Source organism: Polaromonas sp. (assembly GCF_030689685.1).
Classification (GTDB): Bacteria; Pseudomonadota; Gammaproteobacteria; order Burkholderiales; family Burkholderiaceae_C; genus Polaromonas.
On record NZ_JAUYEY010000029.1, the window covers coordinates 1 to 25,878 of the forward strand.

Consider the following 25,878-nt stretch of genomic DNA (forward strand, 5'->3'; position numbering starts at 1 on the left):
CCATCGTTGTGGCTTGCGAGATCGCTATTTGCGCAATTTCGATCGTCTCATCATCCCCGGTAACTGGACGTGCCATGACTTTCTCCATCAAGTATGATGGAGGATATTATTGCACTAATGTTGTGGAAATGGAATAACGACAAGCACCAGCGCCATTGTCGAACTCTTGCTGGATAGGTAAGCCCAAGATGACAGAAGCAGGCCACGGGATCGAGCGAATTGGGGCCTTTGCCCTCCGACTAGAGGAGGCGTGTTCAGCCACTCAGCCCCATAATTGAAGCAGCCTAAAACACGCTGGCGCCTTGCCAGCAGTTGAAGATCCGGAAGCAAAAATCAGCCCACAAATGCTCCTCACAAATGTCTTCACGGTTCCATGGAGTCTTCAATGAAAAACCGCATCATCAACGTCAAGGGCGCAGAAGTTGCCATCGTTTCCCGCCAGGGGCAAGACTATATTTGCCTGACGGATATGTTGAAGGCCAAGGATGGTGACTTTTTCATCTCTGATTGGCTGCGAAACAGGAACACTGTTGAGTTTTTGGGTATCTGGGAGGCGGTTTACAACCCCGCTTTTAATTCCGGCGAATTCGCCACAATTAAAAGTCAGACAGGCTTGAATAGTTACAAAATCAGCGTCAAGGAGTGGGTTGAAAAAACCAATGCAATCGGTCTTCATGCCACGGCGGGCAGATACGGCGGAACTTACGCCCACAAAGACATTGCTTTCGAGTTCGGCATGTGGATCAGTGCCGAATTTAAAATTTACCTCATTAAAGAGTTCCAGCGGCTCAAGGATGAAGAATCACGCGCCACCTCGGTAGCGTGGGACTTTCAACGCACACTGGCGAAGGTCAACTACAAAATCCATACCGACGCCATCAAGGCGCACTTGATTCCCCCCAGCCTGACTGCAATCCAGACCAGTACCGTCTACGCCAGTGAAGCCGACCTGCTCAACGTCGCCCTGTTTGGCCTTACCGCAGCCCAGTGGCGACAAGTCAACCCAAACCAAGGCGGCAACATGCGCGATGCTGCAACCCTTGAACAACTGGTGGTGCTGTCAAATCTGGAAAGCATCAACGCGGTGCTGATTCACCAGGGCCTGGGCGCCAAAGACCGGCTGGTGCAACTCAATGCCATTGCCATCACGCAAATACGGTCACTAATTGGCCAGAACACCCTGCAAAAGCTGGCGAAACCAGCCGCCAAAAAGAGGATTACCTAATGACCGAACCCACCATCATCTGCCCCAACTGCAGAACAGAGATCAAACTCACCGAGTCGCTGGCAGCGCCCCTGATTGCATCCACCCGCCTGCAGTTTGAAAAGCAACTGGCCCAAAAAGACAGCGACATCGCCCAGCGCGAAACCGCCATGCGCGAGAAGGAAAAAGCGCTGACCGACGCAAAGCGTGATCTGGACGAGCAGGTGGCTGACCAGGTGGCCAGCCAGCTCAAAACCGAACGCGCCCGCGTGGTGGCAGAAGAAGCCAAAAAAGCCAAAGCTGCATCGGCCAACGAGCTGGACGCCAAAGCCCGCGAACTGGCAGAACTGCAAGACGTGCTCAAGGCACGCGACGCCAAACTGCTTGAGGCCCAAAAAGCCCAGGCCGAGCTGATCAAAAAGCAACGTGAACTGGACGACGCCAGGCGCGAGCTGGACCTGACCATCGAAAAGCGCGTGCAAGACGGCCTGAGCGAAGTGCGCACCCTGGCCAAACGCGAAGCCGAAGACGGCATGAAGCTGCGGGTGGCCGAAAAAGACCAGACCATCGCATCCATGCAGCAGAAGATTGAAGAACTCAAGCAAAAAGCCGAGCAAGGCTCACAGCAACTGCAAGGCGAAGTGCAGGAGCTGGAACTGGAAAACCTGCTGCGCGCCAAGTTTCCGTTTGACCTGATTGAGCCCGTGCCCAAAGGCGAGTTTGGCGGCGATGCGCTGCACCGCGTCAACAGCCAGGGCGGCACGCACTGCGGCAGCATTTTGTGGGAGTCCAAACGCACCCGCAACTGGAGCGACGGCTGGCTGGCCAAGCTGCGCGAAGACCAGCGCAGCGCCAAGGCCGAGGTCTGCGTGCTGGTGAGCCAGGTGCTGCCCAAAGGGGTTGAAAATTTTGACCTGGTGGACGGCGTGTGGATCACCTCCCCGCGCGTGGCCATCCCCGTGGCCATCATGCTGCGCCAGGGCCTGCTGCAAATCAGCCAGACCCGCGCCTTGTCTGAAGGCGTGCAGACCAAGACCGAGATGGTTTACCAATACCTCACCGGCCCGCGCTTCAGGCAGCGGGTGGAGGCGATTGTGGAGGCCTTCTCATCCATGCAAGACGACCTGGACAAAGAGCGCAAAGTCATCATGAAGCAATGGGCCAAGCGGCAAGGTCAAATTGATAGCGTAATGAACTCCACCGTGGGCATGTATGGGGATTTGCAGGGGATTGCGGGACAATCACTACAAGAAATTGAGGGGCTGGAGTTGTCAGCCCTGGAAATGAAGCTTTGATGATCAAAAACCCTATTCAGTCTGGAGCCACCTATGAGAGCTGAACCCGTTGCGGGCGTTCAACCGTCGGTCATCCGCTGGGCGCGCGAATCTATGGGAATGTCCGTTGAAGACGTTGCCCATAAGCTCAAAAGATCGTCTGAAGAGGTGATGGCTTGGGAGGCGGAAGACGGCACGTCTCCAACCTACGCGCAACTAGAAAGCCTGGCATACAAAATATTCAAGCGGCCACTGGCTATCTTTTTCTTGCCAGCCCCGCCAGATGAAATTCCGCCGACCCGAGAATTCAGAACACTGCCGGATGCCGACCTGCAGGCCCTGCACGCAGACACCTATGTTCAGGTACGCAAGGCGCATGCCTATCAAATCACTCTCAAAGAGATATTTGAAGGCCGCAATCCCAGCGGGCGACACAGCTCGCAAGAAATACCACTGGACATGCGCGAATCTGTTGAGGAACAGGCGCTTGCCGTGAGAAAAGCCCTTGGCATATCGCTGGAAGATCAGCTCGGGTGGAAGTCCGACGAACTTGCCCTGAAGCGCTGGCGTGAGGCTGTGGAAGCACTTGGTATTTTTGTGTTCAAGGCTCCGTTCAAGCAAAAAGACATCTCGGGTTTCTGTCTGCTCGATGCGGACTTTCCCCTGATATACCTCAACAACAGCACAACCAAGACCCGGCAGATTTTCAGCCTGCTGCATGAGCTGGCACATCTCCTGTTCAACGTCAGCGGCATCAGCAAGTTCGAGGTTTCCTACATGCGCAGGCTTGCCGCGCCGGAACGCCGGATAGAGCAGTTCTGCAACAAGGTTGCGGCCGAGATTCTGATTCCCTCCGCAGATTTTGGGCAGCAAATTGCAGGCCTTCCCAGCAACGCTGAGTCAGTGCAAGACCACCTGTACGCCACTTTGGCAAGCAGATACGGCGTCAGCCGCGAGGCCATATTGCGCCGGCTGCTGGACCTTGATCGCGTCAGCCAGGCGTTTTATGAGCAGAAGGCGAAGTTCTGGGCCAGCCAGAAAAAGGCGGCATCGGGTGGTGACTGGTACGCTTCGCAAAACACCTACCTGAGCGACCGGTTTGCCCGGGAGGTCATTGGCCGCCACTACCGCAATCAGATCAGCGTCGAGCAGGCGTCTGAATTCCTGGGGATCAAGGCGAAGAACTTTGCAGGCCTTGAGCAGCGCATCCTTCAGGGGGCTGCTGGATGATTTATGTGTTTGACACCAGTTCCCTTAGCAAGCTCAAGCATTTCTTTCCCGGTGTTTTCAAGTCCGTATGGGCCGGCCTGGATGAACTGGTTCAATCCGGCGATCTGATCTCTACACGCGAAGTCTGGAATGAAATCGAACGTGGCGATGTAGACCCGCACACCAACCAGTGGTTAAAAGACCGCAAGCGGATTTTTACCACGCCAACGGCGGATGAGTTGCGTTTTGTCGCCCAGATATTTCAGATTCCACACTTCCAGTCTCTGATTGGAGAAAAGCAGCGCTTGATGGGCACCCCTGTGGCAGACCCCTTCATCATTGCGTGCGCCAAGATACGCAAGGGAACCGTGGTGACGGAAGAGCGGCTCAAGCCCCACGCGGCAAAAATTCCCAATGTATGCCAGCACACCAGCGTCAGCGTGCCTTGCATTGATCTTGAAACCTTTATGCAAAAGCAGGGCTGGAGCTTTTGATGGTGGGCCGACAGAAACTCGAATTCACTGGATTGGCAGGGACCACGTGGCTGCGGTTTGAGCTACGGATTTTATTGAAGGGCTCTGTGTGTGTTGCCATGCGCAGCGGCGAGTGATGGGCGCGACGGTGGGCATGTATGGGGATTTGCAGGGGATTGCGGGGAAGTCGCTGCAGGAAATTGAGGGGCTGGAGCTTGCTGCGCTCGAAAGCCCGTATGGAAACCAACAAGCAATTTGAGGCAGGATCTGAACATGCTTAAAAAGCTCGTCGAGATTGATCACAAATGCTTTAAGCAGTTCAAGTGGGGAGCACTGCCCGAGCTTGCACGATTCAACTTGTTTTACGGCTGGAACGGCACTGGAAAAACCACGCTGTCCAACCTTCTTGCGGATATTGATCAGAAAGCCCCGATTGGAATAGGCAAGGTTGTTTTTCGCATTGACAACATGAACGTCCAGGGAGACCAGCTTGGACAAGACGATCAGTCCCTTCCAAGAATCAGAGTCTTCAATCAACGGTATGTCGAAAGCAGTATCTTCAGCCGCTTCGATAACCTTGACCATATCGTTTTCTTCGGTGAAAAGACCGTTGAACATGAGCAACAACGAAAAGCTGCGGTAGACGAACAGGCTAAGCTTCGTGACGAGTACAAAGAACTTTCGCCGAAGAAAGCCAAGGCGGCTAAAGAGCTTGATGCCTACAAACAAGATCAAGCACAAGCCATCAAAACCTTGCTCAGAACAGCAGGCCAGGACAAGTACACAAACTACAACAAGTCCCACTTCGAGACCCGCTGCGACAGCTTCAATCCTGAGATCGACATTGTCCTAAGCGACCACGAGAAGGCCGCACTGGTGGCGACCATAAGAACAGACATAAGGCCGACTCTACAGACCCAGAAGTCCATCAACCCTGTTTCAAGTTCCTTGCTTGAAACCATCAGGTTGATTCTTGCTGCGAGTCCTACCAATGTTGCGATAGAGAGTTTAAAAAACGATAGTCAGCTTGCAGGATGGGTAGGCCAAGGTCTTCAACTGCATCAGCATCGAGACGTCAAGACATGCCTATTCTGCGAGAACCCCTTGGGCGAAGATCGCATTAAACGACTGGAGCAGCACTTTGACGATTCCTTCCGCGTTCTCAGTCAGCAATTGACTGACTCGCTCCAATCCATTCAGCGACTCAGGAGCAGCGCCAACGACTTCAAACCTTACCAAACCACATCGGTGTACCCTCAACTGGCAGAGCAGTTGAAGGCCCTGAACGTCGCTCTTGAGACAAGGCAAACAGAATTTCTGAAAAGCATACAGGTCGTCGAAGATAGCCTGAATGCAAAGCGGAGCAACATTTTCATGGCTGCGGAAGCGCCGCCTGAATTAGCCAATCTGCTTTCCAAGGGTGAAGTCCTCTGCGATTCTGCGAACGAAATTCAAACGCTTCTGGCTGAGCATAACCGCATCACGAACAATTTTAATACTCAGATTGGCCAAGCAAAGGGCAAGCTCGAATCCGATTTCATCGCGTCGTCCATCGCAACCAATAAGGAAAAGAATGAACTTGCGAGGAGCACGTCCGAAAGCCTGGACAAATGTCGAACTAGGGGGCTTGAACTTACAGCAATCATCAAGAAGCTTGATGAAGAGTTGACCGAAACGGCCGCACCAGCCGAAAGCCTGAACCAAGACCTTGCCTTGTACCTTGGGCATAGCGAACTGACGTTGACCCATCACGGTAACGGCTACGCCATCACCCGAGGTAATGAAGAGGCTAGAGACTTGAGTGAAGGTGAAAAAACCGCTTTTGCATTGCTCTATTTTCTGAAATCACTCGAAGACCACCGTGGCAAGCTGGAAGAGACCATCGTGGTCATTGATGATCCAGTGTCAAGCCTGGATGCTTCCGCGCTGTTCACTGCCTTTGGCCTTATCAAAGAGCGAACAGAGAAAGCGAGGCAAATCATCGTGCTCACACACGACTTTACCTTTTTCAACTTGGTCAAGGGATGGTTCCGGCTATTTGATAAACAAAACCAGTCTCGCTACTACTCGCTGATTTCTTTGATGAACGACGGCGGCAAGAGCAACGCCATCATTGTGATGGACAGGCTCATAAAGGATTTCGGATCCGAGTACCAATACTTATTCTGCCTCGTCAAGAAGGGGGCCACAGCCCAAGGCAAAGAGCTTTCTGAGCTTTATGGCCTACCCAATGTGGGCAGACGGCTTCTTGAGCATTTCATCGCCTTCAAGTTTCCCGGTGGCATTGAAACGGAGAAGCTGATCGAGAGAATGAAGAAGCTGGAGCTCGATCCCAGTACCTTGGCAGTGTTGAATCGCTTCCTCAATATTTATTCGCATGGTGACGACATGGCCTCATCCGGGCATGATTTGAACCTGCTTGCCGAGACGCCAAAAGTCATGCAAGCAATTCTGACCGTGATGCGCACAGAGGACAAAGACCATGTTGAGCGACTCGAAGCCGCAATTCAAGGATAGGCAAATGCCGCGTCCCGAGAAACTATTTTCATGAGCAAACAAAAACTAGAACTCACCTGGATTGGCAAGGACCAGCGGCCACGGCTGGAGCCACGGATTTTGCTGGAAGACCCGAAGCGCAGTTACCACGCGAAGCAGCGGGTGACGGACAACGATTTTTTCGGTAACCGGCTCATCAAGGGCGACAACCTGCTGGCGCTGAAAGCGCTGGAGGCGGAGTTTGCGGGCAAGGTGAAGTGTGTGTTTATTGACCCACCGTACAACACCGGCAGCGCTTTCACGCATTACGACGACGGGTTGGAGCATTCGATCTGGCTGGGGCTGATGCGCGACCGGCTGGAGATTATTCGGCGGTTGTTATCTGACGATGGCTCGCTCTGGATCACGATTGATGACAACGAAGCGCACTATTTGAAGGTGGTTTGTGATGAGGTTTTTGGACGGGCAAATTTTCTCACTACGGTGATCTGGGAGAAAAAATACGCACCCAAAGCTGACTCGAAGTTTCTATCCTCTTCGCATGACTTTGTGTTGGTCTGCGCAAAAAACATGGACCGACTGCAATTAAATCGGTTGCAAAAAACTGAAAAGCAGACTTCGCGCTATACGAATAGAGACAACGATTCCAGGGGACCTTGGAAAGCTGGTGATACTTTGCGTAATGAAGTACGTGACTACGCTGTTTTCCCAGTGAAGTTGCCATCCGGTAGAGAAGTGTTTCCATCTGCGGGGACAAGCTGGCGATATACCAAAGAAAAATTTGCCGACCTGATTGCGGACAATCGAATTTGGTTTGGCGTTGATGGCGATGGACGACCAGCCATTAAGAGGTTCATTTCAGAAGTAACTGAAACCATACCAGCCACTACAGTTTGGCGCTATGACGATGTTGGGCATAACGACGAGGCCAAGAAGGAAAGCAAAGCGCTTTTTGGTGATGGTGTTTTCGGAACTCCAAAGCCAGAACGCTTGATGGCAAAAATTCTTGAGCTTGCCACCAATCCGGGCGACTTAGTCTTAGACTCCTTCGCCGGCTCCGGCACCACAGGCGCAGTCGCCCACAAAATGGGCCGCCGCTGGATCATGGTGGAGCTGGGCGAGCATTGCCACACGCACATCGTGCCGCGTCTGCAAAAAGTCATTGACGGGCAAGACCCTGGCGGCGTGACGCAGGCCACCGGCTGGCAGGGCGGCGGAGGTTTTCGGTATTACGAGCTGGCGCCCACGCTGCTGGCGACTGACCGCTGGGGCAATCTGGTCATCAACCCGCAGTACGACGCGGCCATGCTGGCTGCCGCGATGTGCAAACTTGAAGGCTTTAGCTACGCGCCCTCAGAGGTGCTCTGGTGGCAGCAGGGCCACAGCAGCGAGCGCGACTTTATTTATGTGACCACGCAAACGCTAAGCAGTCAGCAACTGGCATCCCTCAATGACGAGGTGGGCGCTGACCCGAACAACCCGCGCAGCCTGCTGGTGTGCTGTGGTGCTTACCGTGGCGTGACCGCTGCGCAGGCCGCTGAGCGCTGGCCCAACCTGACCATTAAAAAAATCCCGAAAATGGTGAAAGACCGTTGCGAATGGGGCCATGACGACTACAGCCTGAACGTGGCCAACTTGCCGATGGCGCAGAAGAAGGTCGAAGCCCCGGCGCAGAACGATTTGTTTGACGGGGATGCGGCATGACGGCCAAGCCCATTGGCGCCAATGAGGTGTTCTGTGCAATTTCCGACGCAGCGAGTCGGAAATTGGATGGCACAGCCAGCGTATTGCCAATACTCCACGCATTAAGTGGCACATCGAACGAAGGTGAAATGCTGCCTGATGCAGTGAAAGGGGCGCTACAGGCTCTGCGACGGGCTGCAGTCCGGGCGCGGCAGGTGGCGGAGCAGACCGGTACAGACCTGATCGTGGTGCGCTCGGGCCAAGTGGTGCGCGTGCCACCCCAGTCGAAAACGACGCCATGAGTCAGCGCGAAGACAAGCCTCGAATTCCACCCTGCCGCAACTATCCGGAAATTCCGGACAGTTGCCCGGGAAGCCATACGGGACATAAAAAGGAGGAGGCATGACCACACTGCAACCGCAAGTCGAGCTGTTGTCGCGTATACGGCACATCTGGGAGTCGGCGCGCACCCAGGGAGCGCGGTCTGTTAATACTGCCCATGTCTGCGCCAACTGGCTGATTGGGCAGCAGATTGTGGAGGCTGAGCAGGGCGGCACCAAGCGGGCTGGCTACGGCAAAGCCTTGCTGAAGACGCTGTCCGAGCAGTTGTCCGGTGAGTATGGCGACGGGTTTTCCGTGAGCGCCCTACAGTACATGCGCGGCTTTTTTCTAGGCTACCCGGAGCTTGTGGCAAAACAACACGCACTGCGTGTTGAATTCGATACGCCCCAGATTCAACACGCAGTGCGTGGTGAATCTGGGGGAGATGGCGCCTGGCGCCCCGGCCTGCTGCATTCGGGTCTGTCATGGACGCATTACCGCACCCTGCTGAAAGTGGATCGGCGGGAGGTACGCGATTTCTACGAAATTGAGGCCAGCCGCAGCGGCTGGTCTGCCCGTCAACTGGAGAGGCAGATCAATTCCTTCCTGTTCGAGCGCCTGGCAAAAAGCCGCGACAAAAAGGGTGTGCTGGCGTTGGCCAACGAGGGCCAGGCGATGGTGCGCCCGCAGGATGTAATTAAAGACCCGTATGTGCTGGAGTTCCTGGATTTGCCCGAGTCCCACCGCTTGGTCGAGTCGCGCATCGAGGAGGCGTTGATCAACCAGTTGCAGGCCTTCTTGCTGGAGCTGGGCAGTGGCTTTGCTTTTGTGGGGCGGCAGCGCAGGCTGACGCTGGACGGCGACCATTTTTACCCTGACCTCGTTTTCTATCATGTCAAGCTGAAATGCTATGTGGTGATCGACTTCAAGGTGGGCAAGCTCACCCACGGCGACTTGGGGCAGATGCTGCTGTACGTGAACTACTACGACCGCGAAGTCGCCACGAAAGACGACAACCCGACCATTGGGCTGATTCTGTGCAGCGAGAAGAACGAAGCGGTGGTGCGCTATGTGCTGGCCGACAAAAACGAACAGATCTTTGCCAGCCGCTACCAGTTTGCCCTGCCCAGCGAGGCTGATCTGCGCGCCGAGATTCGGCGCGAACTGGAGCAGTTTGAACAGAGCGTTCCAGATAGTCCTGTTGAAGGCGCGACTGGTAAGCCGGACTTACAAGTTGCCAAAGCCGCAGGCCGCACGAGCGCTCGCGCACCGAAGCCGTCCACCAAGCGCAAAGCCAAGGGAATAAAAAAATGAGCCAACGCGAAGTCAACAATATCGCGGGTCGCCTGAGCCTGCGCCCGCCGCAAACCGAGTCGCTTGCCAAGCTGGCGAGTGCCATTGATGCCTCACCCGCGATGATTCGGCCTGACCGAGACGCGGCGGACGTGGCGGCGATATTGGAAACACTTAAAAGCCAGTTCAAAACGCTGCAGGACTTTGAGCGCGACTTCCCGTCCATGTGTTTTGCGCTGGCTACAGGGGTGGGCAAAACGCGGCTGATGGGGGCCTTCATCAGCTACCTTTATCAAGCGCACGGCATCAAGCACTTTTTTGTGCTGGCGCCCAACCTGACGATTTACGACAAGCTGATTGGGGACTTCACGCCCAACACGCCCAAGTACGTGTTCAAGGGCGTGGCTGAGTTTGCGTCTTACCCGCCTGAAATCATCACGGGTGACAACTACGAAGAGCGCGCCCAGGCGCTGGGTGATTTGCTGTCGCCTGTCACCATCAATATCTTCAACATCGCCAAAATTGCGTCCGAGGTGCGGGGCGGCAAGGCGCCGCGCATCAAGCGGCTCAGTGAATATATTGGTCAAAGCTACTTTGACTACCTGGCCGGTCTGCCCGACCTGGTACTGCTGATGGACGAGTCGCACCGCTACCGCGCCAGCGCCGGGGTGCGGGCCATCAATGAGCTGAAACCTTTGATAGGCCTGGAGCTGACGGCCACACCTTTTGTTGAGACCTCAAAAGGCCCGGTGCCGTTCAAAAACGTGGTGATGGACTACCCGCTGGCTAGAGCCATGGAAGACGGCTTTGTCAAAGAGCCCGCCGTGGTGACGCAGCGCAACTTTGACGCGAAGAGCATGCCTGCTGAAGAGGTGGAGCGCGTCAAGCTGCAAGACGGCGTGCGTATGCACGAAGCCACCAAGGTCGAGCTGAAGACCTATGCCCGCAACATGGGTGCGAAAGAGGTCAAGCCTTTCATGCTGGTAATTGCGCGTGATACCACGCATGCCGGTGCGCTGCTGACCTGGCTGCAGTCAGACAGCTTTTTTGGCGGGCGCTACCGCAACAAGGTGATTCAGGTGGACAGTAGCAAGACCGGTGCGGAAGAGGAAGAAATGATTCGCCGCCTGCTGGCTGTTGAAAGTGTGGACGAGCCGACCGAAATCGTCATTCACGTCAACATGCTCAAAGAGGGCTGGGACGTGACCAACCTGTACACCATCGTCCCCTTGCGCGCCGCCAATGCCCGTACGCTGGTAGAGCAGTCCATTGGGCGCGGATTGCGCCTGCCCTACGGCAAACGCACCGGTGTAGATGCAGTTGACAGGCTCAACATCATTGCGCACGACCGCTTTCAGGAAATCATTGACGATGCCAACAAAGCTGACTCCCCGATCAAGCTCAAGACCTTTATCTACCTTGACGCGCTCGGCTCAGCAGATGAAGACCGCAAGCAAAGTGTGACCGTGCAACCCAACCTGGCTGCGGCCATGGGCCTGGATGTTAGCGATGGTGATTCTGGGGACGTGGCGGGTGTACCCTCGTCCGAAAATGCGTTGAGCAGCGGCCTCTCGCCCGCCGCCCCGTTTTTTGCGACGGCGCAAGAGCGACAGGCTGCTCAAATGGTGATGCAGGTGTTGGCGGAGTATGAAGTGCGTCCGCATGATGCACCTACGCGGCAAGCCTTGTTGACACCTGCGTTGCAGGCACAAATTGCCGAAACCGTGAAGGAGAAGTTGCCACCGGTTCAATCCAGTCTGCTAACTGGCGCCGATGCGCCGCCTGAACTCAATCTGGCCGAAGTGGTCCGCCGCGCAACGGAAGTGGTGGTGCAGCAAACCATTGATATTCCGCGTATTGCAGTGGTGCCGAAAGGCGACGTCACCAGTGGCTTCAAGCCCTTCACGCTGGAAGTTTCCGGGTTGCACTTGCAGCCGAAAGACCGTTCACTTGTAGGTCAAACCTTGCGGACGCATGAGCAGTTCACTTTTCACGCCCAGGCCGGGGTGGCGGAACGTCGGCTGGAAGACTACATCGTTCATGCGTTGATTGACTTTGACGATATTGACTACAACACGCATGCCAGCCTGCTCTATGACCTGGCCGGACAGATGGTGGCGCATCTGAAGAGCTACCTGACCGACGAGAACGAAGTGCGCAATGTGCTTGACTTGGACCGGCAATTGATCGCCAAGAATATTCACGCGCAAATGAATGCCCACTCTTACGAGTCGGCGACGCAGTACGTGGTGGAGGTGAGCAGGGGCTTTACGGCGCTGAAAGAGTCAACCTACTCGGTTGGCGCCAACCAGCAGCTGCGTGACTACCGCGACACGGTGGATGAGCCCAGCCGCATCAAACAAATGGTGTTTGGCAAGTTCATCAAGTGCCTGTATCCGCTGCAGAAGTTTGACTCGGACACGGAACGCCGGTTTGCAGTCATTCTGGAACGAGATGCCGACAAGTGGTTCAAGCCCGCCAAGGGGCAGTTCCAGATTTTTTACAAGCTGGGGGTCGAGCACCCGGAGTACATCCCTGACTTTGTTGTTGAGACCGCGCACCATTTGCTGATCTGCGAGACGAAGGCGCGCAATGACATGGGCAGTGACGAAGTCAAAGCCAAAGCTGAGGCGGGGGCGGTGTGGTGCCAGCACGCTTCTGAACATGCGCAAAAAATCGGTACCAAGCCGTGGAAGTACCTGTTGATCTCGCACGAACAGGTCACGGAAGACAAGCGCCTGGCTGATTTTCTATTGTCAGAAGTCAAGCCGAAATGAAAAACGGCGCCTGCAGACGCCGTCAAAGCATCGCTATTGATAAAATCGGGCTGTAGCCCTTATGTAGCGGGCGTAAGTAGCTATTAATTCAGTAGCAACTCATTGACTCCGGGTCAAGCCCGGCATGACACCACGGACAGGTCAGGCGGCCGCGGCTTTGACCTTGAGCCGCCAGGCATGTAACAGCGGCTCGGTATAACCACTCGGCTGCGCCAGGCCCTTGAAGACCAGATCACACGCCGCCTTGTAAGCGGCTGACTTGTCAAAGCGGCCGGCCATGGGCTTGTACAGCTTGTCGTCGGCATTTTGTTTGTCCACCACCGCAGCCATGCGCTCAAAGGTCTCTTTGACTTGCGCCTGGGTGACCACGCCGTGCAGCAGCCAGTTCGCCATGTGCTGGCTGGAGATGCGCAGCGTGGCGCGGTCTTCCATCAGGCCGACGTTGTGGATGTCGGGCACTTTAGAGCAGCCCACGCCGTGGTCAATCCAGCGCACCACGTAACCCAGAATGCCCTGGGCATTGTTGTCGAGCTCCTGCTGTTTGGCCTCCGCGCTCCAGTCGGGTGTCGCGGTGACGGGGATTTGCAGCAGGCCGTTGAGCAGCGCGTTGCGCTCCTTGTTCGCGTCGATTTTCCCCAGCTCTTTCTGCACCTTGCTGACCTTGACCTGGTGGCAGTGCAGCGCGTGCAGCGTGGCGTACGGACTTCGATCCCTGGATTTTCTAAGGCGTCACCGTACCCAAGGTGAAGTAAAATGTGGCGCCTTGTCCCGGGGAAGATTCGCCCCAGACCCTGCCGCCGTGGCGCGCGATGATTCGCTGCACAGTGGCCAGGCCAATGCCGCTCCCGGTAAATTCCGCCACGGTGTGCAGCCGCTGGAAGGCGCCAAAAAGCTTGTCCGAATAGGCCATGTCAAAGCCCGCACCGTTGTCCTGCACGGCATACACGGTCTCGCCGTCCGGGCGGCTCTCGCGCCTGAAGGCAATACGGGTTGGCGTCTGTTGGCGGCAGAACTTCCAGGCATTTCCCAGCAGGTTTTCAAGGACCTGACGCAGCAGTTGCGGGTCACCCTGGACCACCAGCCCCGGCTGGATATCCAGCCGCGTCACCCGGCCGGGCTCGCGCTCCTGATAGCCGTTCAATACGGTTTGGGCCATGGTGCTCAGATCGACGCTGTCCCAGCGCAGGCTGGTCCGTGAGAGCTGGGCCAACTTTAACAAGGCGTCAATGAGCTCGCTCATCTGCACCACGCCGGCGCCGATCCGGGCGAGGTAGTGCTTGGTGCGCTCACCCGCCTCGTCGGAACCCATTTCTCTGCTGAGCAGGCCGCTGAAGCCGGCAATGCTGCTCAGCGGCGTGCGCAGGTCGTGTGAGACCGAATACGAAAAAGCCTGCAGCTCCTCGTTGGCCGCCTGCAACTGTGCGGTGCGCTTTTGTACCCGCTCCTCGAGACTGGCATTGAGCCGCATGACTTCATCACGTGCCTGCTTGCGCTCGGTAATATCACGCATGCTGCCGAGAAAGTGGCGGCTACCTTCCAGGTCAAATTCCGAGACGTGCAGTTCCATCGGAAACCTGCCGCCATCACTGCGCTGTGCTGTCACCTCCCGCCCGGTTCCGAGCATATGCGCCTGACCCGTACCTAGATAACGCTTCAGGTGACCGTCATGCGCACTGTGATCGGGCTCTGGCATCAGCATGTTGATGTTGTGGCCGATGATTTTGTCGGGCGTATAGCCAAATATTTTCGCGGCCGCCGGGTTGGTCGAACGCACGATCCCCTGAGAATTGATGGTGATTACCCCATCCCCAATGGAGTTCAAGATAAGTTCTGCGAGTTTTTTTCATTGGCAAGGGATTCCAACGCCCGTTTCAGCGCACGCAGCGGATAGACGCGTAAAACCACCAACACCAACGCGCCCAGTAACAAGCCAAACAGGCTCACGAAGGCAGTTTCAAGCAGCAAGGGGCGCAATGATCTGACAACTTCGAAACGCCCGACCACGTTGCCCGAATCCAGCAGGACGGCCGAATGCAGCATCACCGGCGCAGCGAGCTGGTCAGGGCTCTGTACGATGACACGGCCTTGGGCGTCGACAATTCGGCGCACTTGAGGTAGTCCCTCATTCTGCTGATCCTTGAGCAGACCTTCAAGGCGGTGTTCTTCAAATTGCCAGAATTCGGGGTTGTTGTTGATCAACGCCGTTACCATGGCCGCGCTGAAATGCGCTTCCACGTCCATCGACGCACTGTGGAATTTGTATTCTGCGGTAAAAAAGATCGCAGGAAAAGCAAGCGCAATCATGCCGGCGAGGAGGGCGGCCATCCAATTAATGGCGCGTGTCGATTTGATGGCCCTTTCCTTCATGACAACTACCTTTGGTTTGTGGGCGCGACCCAGTGACCGTTCTGTTCAAGAATCTCCCGCCCCGCGGCGGAGCGCACAAAAACGGCAAATTGCTGCGTCAACGGGCTGGTCTTGGGACCGCTGACCATAAAAAAGGTTTTGTAATACGGGTACCTTCCTTCGGCCAGGGCTTTGAGGCTGGGCGTCACGCCATTCAATGCCAGGGCTTGAAGTGCGCGTTTTTCTGAAATGATCTGGGCCAGGGTGGTCGCGCCAAGGGCGCCGGGTATGGTTTCCAGGCTGTCCGCACTAGCCTTGTCGGTAAGCGCCATGATCATGCCTTCCCGGCCCTGTGCGGTCTTGACCGCCAGGTTCATTTCGGGCGACAGGCTTTTGACGATGTCCGTGTCTGACTCGGTGTCCGGGCGCAGCACCAGTCGCAGCGGACGGCCGTCGGGCCAGGTTTTACGCTCGCCGGTATAAATGCCGATCAGCTCAGGCGTGGTGATGGCCAATACATTCGTGCCCACGGCTGCCGCAAAGACAAACGGCGTGCGCGCATATTCGGTCGCGCTGGTGTCCGGGCCACGTTCCGCGTCTTTCAATGGTCGGCTGGTCAGGGCAAGATCTATTGCCCCGGCCCGCAGGGCCTTGATGCCGCCGCCGCTGCCCAGGCTGGGAACAATGACGACAGTGGCTTGCGGATGGATTTTTTTGAAGGCTTCCGCCAGGAGCTGCATGGTCCCCAGTGGACCGCCAGAACCGCCGATGCGGATTCTGGTGGCGACGGGATCCGCCTGGTTGGCGCTGCCAGCGCCAGGGAAAATCAAACACACCAACAGCAGCGTAAGGAATCTGAAATTCATGGGAATCTACCAGGGTAGGTCTTGGCGGTTCGTTTGCTCAACTGCGTTCAGAATATTCCGCACCCCACTTGTAACATTATGCAACAGTCGGCTTGTGCGCGCTGACACTTTACCGGGATTCGAAAACCTGCGCGCCAGCCTGTCCGAGGCGCGGCGGGGTGAAGGTTCGGACGGTGCAAAATCCAGGCATGCGAGCCCCACCTTCGCCGCCGATCCAGCCCTCGCCCAAACCCGCAACTCGCTGCACGGTCTGACGCTGGAGACCCGCGTCGCCGCGCTGGTCGCGGATTACGGTTGACGGATAAACGGATAAACGGATAGGAAATTCAACCCGATGAGCCCGAGTGTGGCCCGCCGGAACATCGTCAAAAACCGCCAGTGAACCCCGTGATGGCAGGTCAGCGGGACAACCATCAAGCAAGACGTCCGGAGTGGGCGATTTCGCGCTGCGAAGCACAACGCAGCCGCAAGCCCGCCCACAGCCCGTCTGCTTAGCCGGGTGACCGACCGCTCACCAAGCCATGCGCCGGTCTATTGATGTTTTCGTAATTCATGACGCCACACCGTTCGGGCTGAGCCTGTCGAAGCCCTTCGACAAGCTCAGGGCAGGCCAAGCTCAGGGCGAACGGTAGTAAGTTGCCTGTCATGATTTATGGAAGTATCAATAATTCAATAGTGGCTCAGGCCGTCCCGGCCTTCACCTTCAGCCGCCAGGCGTGCAGCAGCGGCTCGGTGTAGCCGCTTGGCTGCTCCAGGCCCTTGAGCACCAGGTCCAGCGCCGCCTGGTAGGCCGCCGAGGTGGTGAAGTTGCCCGCCATGTTTTTGTACAACGGGTCGCCGGCGTTCTGGCCGTCCACCACAGCGGCCATGCGCTCGAAGGTCTCCATGACTTGTTCTTTCGTCACCACGCCGTGCAGCAGCCAGTTCGCCATGTGCTGGCTGGAGATGCGCAGGGTGGCGCGGTCTTCCATCAGGCCAACGTTGTGAATGTCGGGCACCTTGGAGCAGCCCACGCCCTGGTCGATCCAGCGCACCACATAACCGAGGATGCCCTGCGCGTTGTTGTCCAGCTCGGCCTGGGTCTCGGCCTCGGTCCAGAAAGGCACGAGCGCGGTCGGGATCTGCAGGATGGCGTCGAGCAGGTTTTCCTCCATGGCCAGCGACTTCTTCTCGTTGACAAAAATCTCCATGCTTTTTTGCAGGGCCGCCACGTCGACCTGGTGGTAGTGCAGCGCATGCAGCGTCGCGGCGGTCGGCGAGGGCACCCAGGCGGTGTTGGCGCCGGCCTGCGGGTGCGCGATCTTCTGCTTCATCATGTCGGCCATCAGATCGGGCATGGCCCACATGCCCTTGCCGATCTGGGCGCGGCCACGCAGCCCGCAGGCCAGGCCGATCTGGACGTTGCTCATCTCGTAGGCGCGCAGCCAGTTGGTGTTTTTCATCAGCGGCTTGCGCATCATGGCGCCCGAATGCATGGCGCTGTGGATCTCGTCGCCGGTGCGGTCCAGGAAGCCGGTGTTGATGAAAGCCACGCGCGCCGCCGTTTCGGCGATGCAGGCCTTGAGGTTGACGCTGGTGCGGCGCTCCTCGTCCATGATGCCGAGCTTGACGGTGTTCTCCGGCAGGCCCAGCAGGGCCTCGACGCGGCTGAACAGCTCCGAGGCGAAGGCCGCTTCGGCCGGGCCGTGCATCTTGGGCTTGACGATGTAGATGGAGCCGGTGCGCGAGTTGACGATGGCTTCCTTGCCGATGCGCTGCAGGTCGTGCATGGCAATCGCCACGGTGATCACCGCGTCGAGGATGCCTTCGGGAATCTCCTTGCCGCCGTCGTACAGGATGGCGGGGTTGGTCATGAGGTGGCCGACATTGCGCACAAACATCAGCGACCGGCCGTGCAGCGTGAGCGGCTGGCCATCGCCAGTGGTGTACTCGCGGTCCGGGTTCAGGCCGCGGGTGAAGGTCTTGCCACCCTTTTGCACCTGTTCGGTCAGCGTGCCCTGCAGGATGCCCAGCCAGTTGGCATAGGCCAGCACCTTGTCGTCGGCGTCCACCACGGCCACGGAATCTTCCAGGTCCATGATGGTGGACAGCGCCGCTTCCAGCACCAGGTCGCTGATGCCGGCGGCGTCGTCCTTGCCGATGGTGGTGCTCCGGTCGATGCGGATGTCGATGTGGATGCCGTTGTGGCGCAGCAGGATGGACGATGGCGCAGCGGCCTCGCCCTGGAAGCCCACGAACAGCACGTGGTCGGCCAGGCCAGTGGTAGCGCTGCCCTTGAGCGTCACCACCAGCTTGCCGTCATCCACGCTGTACAGCGTGGCGTCCCTGTGTGATCCGGTTGCCAGCGGCGCGGCCTGGTCCAGCACGTTGCGGGCATAAGCGATGACTTTGGCGCCGCGTGCCGGGTTGTAGCCCTTGCCCTTTTCGAGGCCCTCGGTTTCGGGGATGACGTCGGTGCCGTAGAGCGCGTCGTAGAGCGAGCCCCAGCGCGCGTTGGCAGCGTTCAGCGCGTAACGGGCGTTGAGCACCGGCACCACCAGCTGCGGGCCGGCCTGCAGCGCCAGCTCGTCATCGACGTTTGTCGCGGTGGCCGTCACCTGGGCCGGCGCCGGCACCAGGTAGCCGATTTTTTCCAGAAAGGCGCGGTAGGCCTTCATGTCGCGGATCGGTCCCGGGTTGGCCTTGTGCCAGGTGTCCAGCTCTAGCTGCAGGCGGTCGCGCTCGGCCAGCAGGGCGATGTTTTTCGGCGCCAGGTCGGCGACGATGGCGTCGAAGCCCTTCCAGAAAGCCGCACTGTCGATGCCGGTGCCGGGCAAGACCTTGTCATCGACGAAGCGTTGCAAAACCGTGGCCACCTGCAGGCCATGTCGTGAAGTGCGTGGGGTCGTTGTTGTCATGGTGCATCCTCGGATAAAAAGAAAATGAAAAAGTGAAGTGAGTGTGAAAAACAAGACACTCAGGCGGCCGGAAAAAAATCCAGCACCTCCAGCAGGCTGTTGCCGGTGCGAGCAGGCAAGGTGCCCAGTTCTTCAAACGGCAGGGCATAACGATTCACCCACAGCGTGGGGTAGCCGTACCAGGTGGCGCCCAGCGCGTCCCAACTGTTGCAGCTCACAAAGGCAATTTTCCGCACGGCCAGGCCGGTGGCCTGCGGGCCCAGCGCATAGGCGTCCGGGTGGGTTTTGTACTTGCGAATGACATCGACGCTGAGCACATGGTCAAGCAGGCCGTCGAGCCCGGCTGATCGTACCGCGATGTCCAGCATGCCGGGGTCGCCGTTGGACAAAATGCCGGTGACGATGCCCCGGTCCTTCAGCGCCTGCAGCACCTCGCGGGTTTCCGGAAAGGCCGACAGGTGCCGGTACTGGTTCATCAGCCGCTCTTCGCTCGCGGCGACCAATTCCAGGCCCAGGCGCTTGCAGGCATAACGCAGGCCGGCGCGGGTCAGTTCCCAAAAGGGCCGGTAGTGCTCACCGTGGTTGCTGGTGGTCACCAGCCGCGTGTATTCAATTTGTTTGTCGCGCCAGAGCACACCAAGTGCCTGGCCTCGCCCGGGGAAAAACTGTTCCGCGAGCAGGCCCACGCTGTACACATCAAACAGCGTGCCGTAGGCATCGAACAGAACCGCCCGTGGCACAGCGTGCCCGGCTTTGGGTTTTTCCATGCCCCCACTGTATTTGATACTTGAGCAAAGATTAACAAGACAAAAATCAATTAATCAATGACTTTTAAGCGAGTAATACGCGCCGGGTTCTGGTCGGGGCGGCAAATTCATGGCAAGCGCCGTCGCATAATTTGTCGCCCCGCCTCGCGTTTTACCCGCCCGGCTTCCGACAAGGATCTTGCGTGCCCCCACTGCCTTCCCCTGCCCAGCCGCCGCCTGAAGCCGCTGCCTTGCCGCTGGCCGGTGTTCGCGTCATCGAGTTCACCCACATGGTGATGGGCCCGACCTGCGGCATGGTGCTGGCCGACCTGGGCGCCGAGGTCATCAAGGTTGAACCGCTGACCGGCGACAACACTCGCCGGCTGCTGGGTTCAGGCGCGGGCTTTTTCCCGCTGTTCAACCGCAACAAGAAAAGCATCGCGGTGGACCTGCAGCGGCCCGAGGGGCGCGAACTGGTGCTCAGACTGATCGCCACGGCCGACATCGTCAGCGAAAACTTCAAGCCGGCGACCATGGCGCGACTGGGGCTGGACTATGCCAGCCTGTCCACCCTGAATCCCCGCCTGATTTATGTGAGCCACAAGGGTTTCCTGCCCGGCCCGTATGACCACCGTACCGCGCTCGATGAGGTGGTGCAGATGATGGGCGGGCTGGCCTACATGACCGGCCGGCCCGGCGACCCGCTGCGCGCTGGCAGCAGCGTCAACGACATCATGGGCGGCATGTTCGGCGCCATCGGCGCCATGGCGGCGCTGGCCGCACGCGCCACAACCGGCAGGGGCCAGCAAGTGCAGGCCGCACTGTTTGAAAACAATGTGTTCCTGGTGGCCCAGCACATGATGCAGTTTGCAGTGACCGGCGCGCCGGCCGCGCCCATGCCAGACCGCATCTCGGCCTGGGGCATATACGACGTGTTCACCGTTAAGGACGGCGCGCAGGTTTTTCTGGCGGTGGTCAGCGACACCCAGTGGCTGCTGTTTTGCGAGGCTTTCGCTTTTGCCGACCTCAAGGCCGATACGCGGCTGGCGACCAACAACGACCGCGTGCGCGCACGGGGCTGGCTGCTGCCGCTGTTGCGCGAACGCCTGGCCCCGCACCTTGCGAGCGAACTGAGCGGCATCTTCGAGGCGCAGGGCCTGCCCTTCGCGCCGATCACGCGACCACAGGAATTGTTTGATGACCCGCACCTGCAGCAGACTGGGGGGCTGGCGCCCTTGAGGCTGCCGGACGGCCGCGACACCAAGGTGCCGCTGCTGCCGCTGACCCTGGACGGCCGGCGCCCTGGCGTACGCCTGAACCCGCCGGCGCTGGGCGAACACAGCCGAGAGCTGCTGGCCGGTCTCGGCTACTGCGAGACCGACATCAGGCGCTTGCGGGACCAGGGCGTGGTCGGCGCGCTCGATTGACGGCGGCGTAATCCATCCTTTGCGCCAGACAATTACCACCTTTCATGCGCATAATCGGGTCGCATGGACAAACTCAAGCAGCTCGAATCTTTTGTGTCGGTGGCCACCCGCGGCAGCCTGACTGCCGCCGCCAAGGCCGAAGGGGTGGCACCGGCCATCATGGGTCGCCGCCTCGATGCGCTGGAGGAACGTCTGGGCGTCAAGCTGCTGGTGCGCACCACGCGCCGCATGTCGCTGACCCATGAAGGCAGCGCCTTTCTGGAGGACTGCCAGCGCCTGCTGGTGGATTTTGCCAATGCCGAGGCCAGCGTCTCGGCCGGCGGTGTTAAGGCCAGCGGCCATTTGCGCATCACCGCACCGGCTGGCTTTGGCCGCCGCCATGTCGCGCCGCTGGTGCCGAAATTCCGCGAGCTGCATGCCGATGTGACGATTTCGCTGAACCTCAGCGACCGGGTGGTCGATGTGGCCGGGGAAGGCTTCGATTGCGCGGTGCGCGTCGGCGAGATGCCCGACTCCTCACTGGTCAGCGTGCGCATGGCCGACAACCGGCGCCTGTGTGTGGCCACACCCGATTACCTGAAACGGCACGGCACGCCGCAGCGGCCCACAGACCTGGCGAAGTTCGATTGCCTGACGCTGTCCAGCGATGCATCCCAGACCCGGGGTTGGGCATTTCGCGTTCCGCGCAATGCCCAGGGGCAACAACATGAAGGCGCCCATGCGGGCACCGGCGTTCCGCGCAACGCCCAGGGGCAACAACATGAAGGCGTCCTGACGGACGCGGCGGGCGACGGCGGCTTCGATGTCGTCCATTTGAAACCCGGTGGCCCGCTCGATTGTTCGGATGGCCAGGTGTTACACGACTGGTGCATGGCCGGTTATGGCATTGCCTGGCGCAGCACCTGGGAAGTCGAGGCCGAGATTGCCGCCGGCAAACTGGTGGCGGTGCTGACGGAGTTTGATGCGCCGCCCAACGGCATTTATGCGGTTTTTCCGCAGCGCAAACACCTGCCGCTGCGGGTGCGGCTCTGGATAGACTTTCTCAAGCACCACTATCGCCACCCCGAGTTCTGGGCCAGCCAACCGACCGCTGTCCCGTAAAAGAAGACCTTTCATGACGCTGGAAGCCCTGCTCGCCTATGCCCACATCCTTGCCATCCTGACCATGGTGGTGTTTTTGGCCAGTGAAGCAGCCTTGTGCCGCTCAGAATGGCTGAACGCGGCCGTGGTCGAGCGCCTGCGCAAGATTGACCTGATCTACGGTGTGGCAGCGCTTGCGGTTTTCGCGACCGGCCTGCTGCGCGTGTTCCTTGGCACCAAGGGCGGCGAGTGGTATGGCACCCAGCCCTTGTTGTACCTCAAGCTGGGGCTGTTTATCGTCATCGGGCTGTTGTCCATCCAGCCCACGCTGATGTTTGCCCGCTGGCAACGTGCGCTGCGCACCAACGGTGCCCTGCCCGACGCGGCGCAGGTAAAAAAGGCGCGCAGGCGGGTCATGCTGCAGGCGCATATTCTTCCGTTTATTCCGCTGGCCGCAGTTTTCCTTGCGCGTGGCTTCGGTTAACGCAGACCCAGCACCAGCCACAGGGCGGTGCCCCACATCATCAGGGCCACCAGCAGGTCCAGCGCACGCCAGAAAGCCGGCGAATCAAACCGCTGACCCGCGCACCCCAGTGCCGCCCCAAGCCCGACAAACCACAAGAGTGAGCCGGTGGCCGCGCCCAGCCCGAACACCGCGTTATGAGGCTGCGCATAAGCCAGGGAAGCTGTGCCGATCAACACGGCGGTGTCCAGCCAGGCATGTGGATTCAACCAGGACAGCGCCAGCGCCAGGCCTATGGCCTCGCGGCGCGTGGTGCCAGCCGCCGGTTGCGCATCGGGCCGCGGCGCAGCATGCAAGGGTGTCTTGAAAAAGCGCCGCATCGCGGACGCCCCATAGAAGAAAAGCACCAGAGCTCCCGCAGCTGTCATGACGCGCAAGACAGTGCCCGACATGTCACCCAGCTGTGCAAGACCCGCCACACCGATGGCGATCAGCACCACATCGGTCGCCACGCAGACGCCAACGGTCAGCCACAGATGCCGGCGCAGCAAGCCCACGCGGATGATGTGTGCGTTTTGCGGGCCAATGGCCATGATGAGCGACAGGCTCAAGACCATGCCGGCAAAAAAGGAGGAAGTGAGCAGGGGTGTCATCAGCCTCAGTGTCTGTTGCAAAGACGATTAATTAAAGAAAATTAACTAAAATTGAATTTACTCAATAAATAGTCAATAAAAGATGTTGGATGCTCGCCAGCTCGACGCACTTGCCGCCGTGATTGAACACGGCAGTTTTAGCGCCGCGGCGAAGTCGCTCAGCCTGACCCTTGCGGCCGTGTCCTTGCGCATCAAGGCACTTGAAGAAGGCATGGGTCAACGCCTGCTGGTGCGCGGCAAAGTGGCGCGTGCCACCCCCGCAGGCCAGACTTTGTTGGCGCATGTGCGCCAGGTCCGCTTGATGGAAGCAGACGTGCTGGGCACGCTGGACGGGCACCAGGGGTACGGCACCACTGGCAAAGCGGCGCGGTTGCGCAGTTTGAGTGTGGCGGTGAATGCCGATTCACTCACCAGCTGGTTTTTGCCCGGGCTCGCCGCTGCCCTGCACAAGCACCATCTGCTGCTGGACATCGTGATTGACGATCAGAACCACACCCTCGACGCGCTGCAAAGCGGCGATGTGACGGGTTGCGTCACTACCCTGGCAGAGCCCATGCGCGGCTGCCTGGCCGAGCCTCTGGGCAAGATGCGCTACCACTGCGTGGCGGCGCCGTCCTTGATCGCGCGATGGAAAAAAGGCTCAGCGCGAGTCCCACCGTCACCGCATCACCTGCTGGAAAGCCCTGCGGTGATCTTCAACCGCAAAGACGCATTACAGGACACTTTCCTCGCGCAGCACTTCGGTCTGCGCCATGCCAACTACCCGCGCCATTTCGTGCCTGCGGTCGATGCGTTCGAGCTGGCGCTGGAGCTGGGCATGGGCTGGGGCATGGTGCCCGAGCTGCTGCTGGCGGGGCGTGGCCACCGCCCGCCCCTGGCCGAGGTGCTGCCCGGCCGCTATGTGGACGTGACCTTGTACTGGCAGCACTGGACGCGGGAGCCGGTGCTCGCGCAGCGGCTGACCCGGGCCGTGAAAGACGCTGCTCGTGCCCGCCTGCCTCAGATTTGAGCAGCAGCGGGTCGGCCCAGCCAGAACCGCTTGCCTTTCTGCGCCAGACCCGTGAAGGCAAAGTCCACCTCGGGCGCGCGGCCACTGATGATGTCGGCAATCGCCGCGCCCGAGCCGCAGGCATGTGTCCAGCCCAGCGTGCCGTGCCCGGTGTTCAAAAACAGTTTGCGGGTTTGGGAGGCGCCGATGTAGGGCACGTTGGACGGCGTGGCAGGCCGCAGCCCGGTCCAGTACTGGGCATTTTTTCCGTCTGTCATTTCCGGAAACAGCTGGCGCACGCGCCGCACAATGGCTTCGCAGCGCACCAGATTCAGGTCGGTGTTGTAGCCGCCCAGCTCGGCGGTGCCGGCAATACGCAGGCGATTGCCCAGGCGCGAAAACACCAGCTTGTACTCGTCGTCAGTCAATGACACATTGAAGGACGCCGCTTCATTGATCACCGGCAAGGTGACCGAGTAACCCTTGGCCGGGTAGATGCGCAGGCTCTGGCCCTGCAGCGCCGCCCACTGCGCGCTGTAGCTGCCCAGGCACATCACATAGGCGTCGGACTGGAGCTCACTGACGATGCCGTCGGCATTCGCAATCTGTACCGCCGCCAGTGTGTTGCCCTCCTTGCGCGCACCGACGATGCGGGTGTTGTACAGAAACTCGACGCCCGCCGAAGTACACAGCGCCGCCAGCCTGGCGGTGAACTGATGGGCATCGCCAGACTCGTCGCTGGCTGTCATGCTGCCGCCCACCAGCTGGCTGCGGCTGGCGGCCAGCGCCGGTTCAATCGCCACACATTCGTCCGGCGTTTTCATGTCGAGCTCGCAACCGTATTTACGCATCAGCGCGGCCGGTGCCTGGGCGTCTGCGTACTCTTTTTCGCTGGTGTAGAAATGCAGAATGCCCGCGGTTTTCTGCTGGTAGTCGATGCCGGTGGCAGCGCGCAGTTGTTGCAGCGTGGCCCGGCTATACAGCCCCAGGTTCACCATCTGTTTGATGTTGTGCCGCGTGCGGCCTGGTGTGCACTGGCGCAGAAAGTCCAGGCCCCAGAGCCACTGGTTCAGATCGGGGCGCAGCCGAAACAACAGCGGCGCGTCTTCGCGCATCAGCCACTTCAAGACCTTGAACGGCGCGCCCGGGTTGGCCCAGGGTTCGGCGTGGCTGACCGAAACCTGCCCGCCGTTGGCAAAACTGGTTTCCAGGCCGGCGCCGGGCTGGCGCTCTACCACAGTGACCTCGTGGCCGGCCTGGCGCAAAAACCAGGCCGTGGTGATGCCGGTGACGCCGGCACCCAAAACAGTGACTTTCATGAAAACTCCAAGGAAAAAAGGTCGCAAGCCCTTGCCGGGCATGCGTGAGCAGCTATGAAATTGGTAGCGTTTCAAAGCGGCGGCGTGCACCCGTCGGGGTGCCGCTCCCACTGTCCTTGGTACCTGAGAGATTCAACCTGCCGCGCATCCAGCGCTTCGGGTTTTGCTCCTTCGGTGGTCGCCGCATCGCGCGGCAACTCTCTCCAGATTCGGCGTGTTTCATTCAATACGGGAGCCTGAGCGATCATGGGAGATTGCGCCTTCGGCGGTCTGCGCGGGCGCAAACACTCTCTTGAATGAAACTGTATTTTGCCATGGCGGTCGGCTGCAGCGGCGGCCAGCACGCGCGCCCGTAAAATCAAG

At 58.9% G+C, this 25,878-nt stretch carries 21 protein-coding genes, 1 pseudogene and 1 riboswitch; of the genes and pseudogenes, 14 read left to right on the top strand and 8 right to left on the bottom strand.

Features of this window, described 5'->3' with window-relative positions; translation table 11 throughout:
* Positions 1-385 precede the first annotated feature (385 nt).
* The 9 genes from Q8O29_RS07585 (at position 386) to Q8O29_RS07625 (ending at position 12,730) form a co-directional block, all read left to right on the top strand.
* Positions 386-1,225 carry a KilA-N domain-containing protein gene (locus tag Q8O29_RS07585; protein ID WP_305561455.1) on the top strand — a complete coding sequence of 280 codons (840 nt, stop codon included), beginning with the start codon at positions 386-388 and terminating at the stop codon, positions 1,223-1,225.
* Positions 1,225-2,499 carry a DUF2130 domain-containing protein gene (locus Q8O29_RS07590; protein ID WP_305561457.1) on the top strand — a complete coding sequence of 425 codons (1,275 nt, stop codon included), beginning with the start codon at positions 1,225-1,227 and terminating at the stop codon, positions 2,497-2,499. The genes Q8O29_RS07585 and Q8O29_RS07590 overlap by 1 nt, the downstream gene beginning before the upstream one ends.
* A gap of 33 nt (positions 2,500-2,532) precedes the next feature.
* Entirely contained in the window at positions 2,533-3,708 is a 1,176-nt protein-coding gene (locus Q8O29_RS07595; RefSeq protein WP_305561459.1) for an XRE family transcriptional regulator, read from the top strand.
* On the top strand, positions 3,705-4,181 hold the full coding sequence (locus tag Q8O29_RS07600) for a PIN domain-containing protein (protein WP_305561461.1): 477 nt from the start codon (positions 3,705-3,707) through the stop codon (positions 4,179-4,181). The genes Q8O29_RS07595 and Q8O29_RS07600 overlap by 4 nt, the downstream gene beginning before the upstream one ends.
* 252 nt (positions 4,182-4,433) lie before the next feature.
* Positions 4,434-6,677 (top strand): AAA family ATPase, encoded by a 2,244-nt coding sequence (locus Q8O29_RS07605; RefSeq protein ID WP_305561463.1) that lies wholly within the window; start codon positions 4,434-4,436, stop codon positions 6,675-6,677.
* A gap of 30 nt (positions 6,678-6,707) precedes the next feature.
* A complete protein-coding gene (locus Q8O29_RS07610) occupies positions 6,708-8,360 on the top strand; it encodes a site-specific DNA-methyltransferase (RefSeq protein WP_305561465.1) in 1,653 nt (550 codons plus the stop codon).
* Positions 8,357-8,641, top strand: a complete 285-nt coding sequence (locus Q8O29_RS07615; RefSeq protein ID WP_305561467.1) for a hypothetical protein — start codon at positions 8,357-8,359, stop codon at positions 8,639-8,641. Before Q8O29_RS07610 ends, Q8O29_RS07615 begins: the two co-directional genes overlap by 4 nt.
* A gap of 100 nt (positions 8,642-8,741) precedes the next feature.
* Positions 8,742-9,974, top strand: coding sequence for a YhcG family protein (locus Q8O29_RS07620; protein WP_305561469.1), 1,233 nt, complete (start codon positions 8,742-8,744; stop codon positions 9,972-9,974).
* Positions 9,971-12,730 (top strand): DEAD/DEAH box helicase family protein, encoded by a 2,760-nt coding sequence (locus tag Q8O29_RS07625; protein ID WP_305561471.1) that lies wholly within the window; start codon positions 9,971-9,973, stop codon positions 12,728-12,730. The genes Q8O29_RS07620 and Q8O29_RS07625 overlap by 4 nt, the downstream gene beginning before the upstream one ends.
* A gap of 141 nt (positions 12,731-12,871) precedes the next feature.
* Here the strand turns inward: Q8O29_RS07625 and Q8O29_RS07630 are convergent.
* The 4 genes and pseudogenes from Q8O29_RS07630 to Q8O29_RS07645 form a co-directional block, all read right to left on the bottom strand.
* Positions 12,872-13,426 (bottom strand): annotated as a pseudogene (locus Q8O29_RS07630) (malate synthase G); the annotation flags it as partial.
* A gap of 25 nt (positions 13,427-13,451) precedes the next feature.
* Positions 13,452-14,552: a PAS domain-containing sensor histidine kinase gene (locus Q8O29_RS07635; protein WP_305561472.1), complete on the bottom strand. Its 1,101-nt coding sequence runs from the start codon at positions 14,550-14,552 to the stop codon at positions 13,452-13,454.
* Positions 14,549-15,097 carry a hypothetical protein gene (locus Q8O29_RS07640; RefSeq protein ID WP_305561474.1) on the bottom strand — a complete coding sequence of 183 codons (549 nt, stop codon included), beginning with the start codon at positions 15,095-15,097 and terminating at the stop codon, positions 14,549-14,551. Before Q8O29_RS07640 ends, Q8O29_RS07635 begins: the two co-directional genes overlap by 4 nt.
* Before the next feature lie 5 nt (positions 15,098-15,102).
* The gene (locus tag Q8O29_RS07645) at positions 15,103-15,942 is read right to left on the bottom strand and encodes a PstS family phosphate ABC transporter substrate-binding protein (RefSeq protein WP_305561476.1); all 840 of its coding nucleotides are present in this window, start codon (positions 15,940-15,942) and stop codon (positions 15,103-15,105) included.
* A gap of 94 nt (positions 15,943-16,036) precedes the next feature.
* On the opposite strand from Q8O29_RS07645, the gene Q8O29_RS07650 reads away from it, so the two are divergent.
* Positions 16,037-16,240 (top strand): hypothetical protein, encoded by a 204-nt coding sequence (locus tag Q8O29_RS07650; protein ID WP_305561478.1) that lies wholly within the window; start codon positions 16,037-16,039, stop codon positions 16,238-16,240.
* A 382-nt stretch (positions 16,241-16,622) separates the two neighbouring features.
* Here the strand turns inward: Q8O29_RS07650 and Q8O29_RS07655 are convergent, their stop codons facing one another.
* Positions 16,623-18,839: a malate synthase G gene (locus tag Q8O29_RS07655; RefSeq protein WP_305561480.1), complete on the bottom strand. Its 2,217-nt coding sequence runs from the start codon at positions 18,837-18,839 to the stop codon at positions 16,623-16,625.
* Positions 18,840-18,898: 59 nt separating this feature from the next.
* On the bottom strand, positions 18,899-19,606 hold the full coding sequence (locus Q8O29_RS07660; RefSeq protein WP_305561482.1) for a haloacid dehalogenase type II: 708 nt from the start codon (positions 19,604-19,606) through the stop codon (positions 18,899-18,901).
* 191 nt (positions 19,607-19,797) lie between these two features.
* On the opposite strand from Q8O29_RS07660, the gene Q8O29_RS07665 reads away from it, so the two are divergent.
* The 3 genes from Q8O29_RS07665 (at position 19,798) to Q8O29_RS07675 (ending at position 22,576) form a co-directional block, all read left to right on the top strand.
* A complete protein-coding gene (locus Q8O29_RS07665) occupies positions 19,798-21,012 on the top strand; it encodes a CaiB/BaiF CoA transferase family protein (protein WP_371134175.1) in 1,215 nt (404 codons plus the stop codon).
* Positions 21,013-21,075: 63 nt separating this feature from the next.
* Positions 21,076-22,113, top strand: coding sequence for a LysR family transcriptional regulator (locus tag Q8O29_RS07670; RefSeq protein ID WP_305561486.1), 1,038 nt, complete (start codon positions 21,076-21,078; stop codon positions 22,111-22,113).
* A gap of 13 nt (positions 22,114-22,126) precedes the next feature.
* Complete coding sequence (locus Q8O29_RS07675; protein ID WP_305561488.1) at positions 22,127-22,576, top strand: DUF2214 family protein; 450 nt, start codon at positions 22,127-22,129, stop codon at positions 22,574-22,576.
* On the opposite strand, the gene Q8O29_RS07680 is transcribed toward Q8O29_RS07675, so the two are convergent.
* The gene (locus tag Q8O29_RS07680; protein WP_305561490.1) at positions 22,573-23,208 is read right to left on the bottom strand and encodes a LysE/ArgO family amino acid transporter; all 636 of its coding nucleotides are present in this window, start codon (positions 23,206-23,208) and stop codon (positions 22,573-22,575) included. The genes Q8O29_RS07675 and Q8O29_RS07680 overlap by 4 nt on opposite strands.
* 82 nt (positions 23,209-23,290) lie before the next feature.
* Here Q8O29_RS07680 and Q8O29_RS07685 point away from each other — a divergent pair, with 82 nt between their 5' ends.
* A complete protein-coding gene (locus Q8O29_RS07685) occupies positions 23,291-24,217 on the top strand; it encodes an HTH-type transcriptional regulator ArgP (protein WP_305561492.1) in 927 nt (308 codons plus the stop codon).
* On the opposite strand, the gene Q8O29_RS07690 is transcribed toward Q8O29_RS07685, so the two are convergent.
* Positions 24,208-25,515 carry a D-amino acid dehydrogenase gene (locus tag Q8O29_RS07690; RefSeq protein WP_305561494.1) on the bottom strand — a complete coding sequence of 436 codons (1,308 nt, stop codon included), beginning with the start codon at positions 25,513-25,515 and terminating at the stop codon, positions 24,208-24,210. The two genes, Q8O29_RS07685 and Q8O29_RS07690, sit on opposite strands and share 10 nt — an antisense overlap.
* A gap of 214 nt (positions 25,516-25,729) precedes the next feature.
* Positions 25,730-25,820, bottom strand: a riboswitch (glycine riboswitch).
* Between the last annotated feature and the right edge of the window lie 58 nt (positions 25,821-25,878).

Excerpts from the sequence above, each read along its gene's own strand:
- Q8O29_RS07585 (WP_305561455.1), top strand. The coding sequence starts at position 386 with ATGAAAAACCGCATCATCAACGTCAAGGGCGCAGAAGTTGCCATCGTT.
- Q8O29_RS07590 (WP_305561457.1), top strand. The coding sequence starts at position 1,225 with ATGACCGAACCCACCATCATCTGCCCCAACTGCAGAACAGAGATCAAA.
- Q8O29_RS07595 (WP_305561459.1), top strand. The coding sequence starts at position 2,533 with ATGAGAGCTGAACCCGTTGCGGGCGTTCAACCGTCGGTCATCCGCTGG.
- Q8O29_RS07600 (WP_305561461.1), top strand. The coding sequence starts at position 3,705 with ATGATTTATGTGTTTGACACCAGTTCCCTTAGCAAGCTCAAGCATTTC.
- Q8O29_RS07605 (WP_305561463.1), top strand. The coding sequence starts at position 4,434 with ATGCTTAAAAAGCTCGTCGAGATTGATCACAAATGCTTTAAGCAGTTC.
- Q8O29_RS07610 (WP_305561465.1), top strand. The coding sequence starts at position 6,708 with ATGAGCAAACAAAAACTAGAACTCACCTGGATTGGCAAGGACCAGCGG.
- Q8O29_RS07615 (WP_305561467.1), top strand. The coding sequence starts at position 8,357 with ATGACGGCCAAGCCCATTGGCGCCAATGAGGTGTTCTGTGCAATTTCC.
- Q8O29_RS07620 (WP_305561469.1), top strand. The coding sequence starts at position 8,742 with ATGACCACACTGCAACCGCAAGTCGAGCTGTTGTCGCGTATACGGCAC.
- Q8O29_RS07625 (WP_305561471.1), top strand. The coding sequence starts at position 9,971 with ATGAGCCAACGCGAAGTCAACAATATCGCGGGTCGCCTGAGCCTGCGC.
- Q8O29_RS07640 (WP_305561474.1), bottom strand. The coding sequence starts at position 15,097 with ATGAAGGAAAGGGCCATCAAATCGACACGCGCCATTAATTGGATGGCC.
- Q8O29_RS07645 (WP_305561476.1), bottom strand. The coding sequence starts at position 15,942 with ATGAATTTCAGATTCCTTACGCTGCTGTTGGTGTGTTTGATTTTCCCT.
- Q8O29_RS07655 (WP_305561480.1), bottom strand. The coding sequence starts at position 18,839 with ATGACAACAACGACCCCACGCACTTCACGACATGGCCTGCAGGTGGCC.
- Q8O29_RS07660 (WP_305561482.1), bottom strand. The coding sequence starts at position 19,606 with ATGGAAAAACCCAAAGCCGGGCACGCTGTGCCACGGGCGGTTCTGTTC.
- Q8O29_RS07670 (WP_305561486.1), top strand. The coding sequence starts at position 21,076 with ATGGACAAACTCAAGCAGCTCGAATCTTTTGTGTCGGTGGCCACCCGC.
- Q8O29_RS07675 (WP_305561488.1), top strand. The coding sequence starts at position 22,127 with ATGACGCTGGAAGCCCTGCTCGCCTATGCCCACATCCTTGCCATCCTG.
- Q8O29_RS07680 (WP_305561490.1), bottom strand. The coding sequence starts at position 23,208 with ATGACACCCCTGCTCACTTCCTCCTTTTTTGCCGGCATGGTCTTGAGC.
- Q8O29_RS07685 (WP_305561492.1), top strand. The coding sequence starts at position 23,291 with ATGTTGGATGCTCGCCAGCTCGACGCACTTGCCGCCGTGATTGAACAC.
- Q8O29_RS07690 (WP_305561494.1), bottom strand. The coding sequence starts at position 25,515 with ATGAAAGTCACTGTTTTGGGTGCCGGCGTCACCGGCATCACCACGGCC.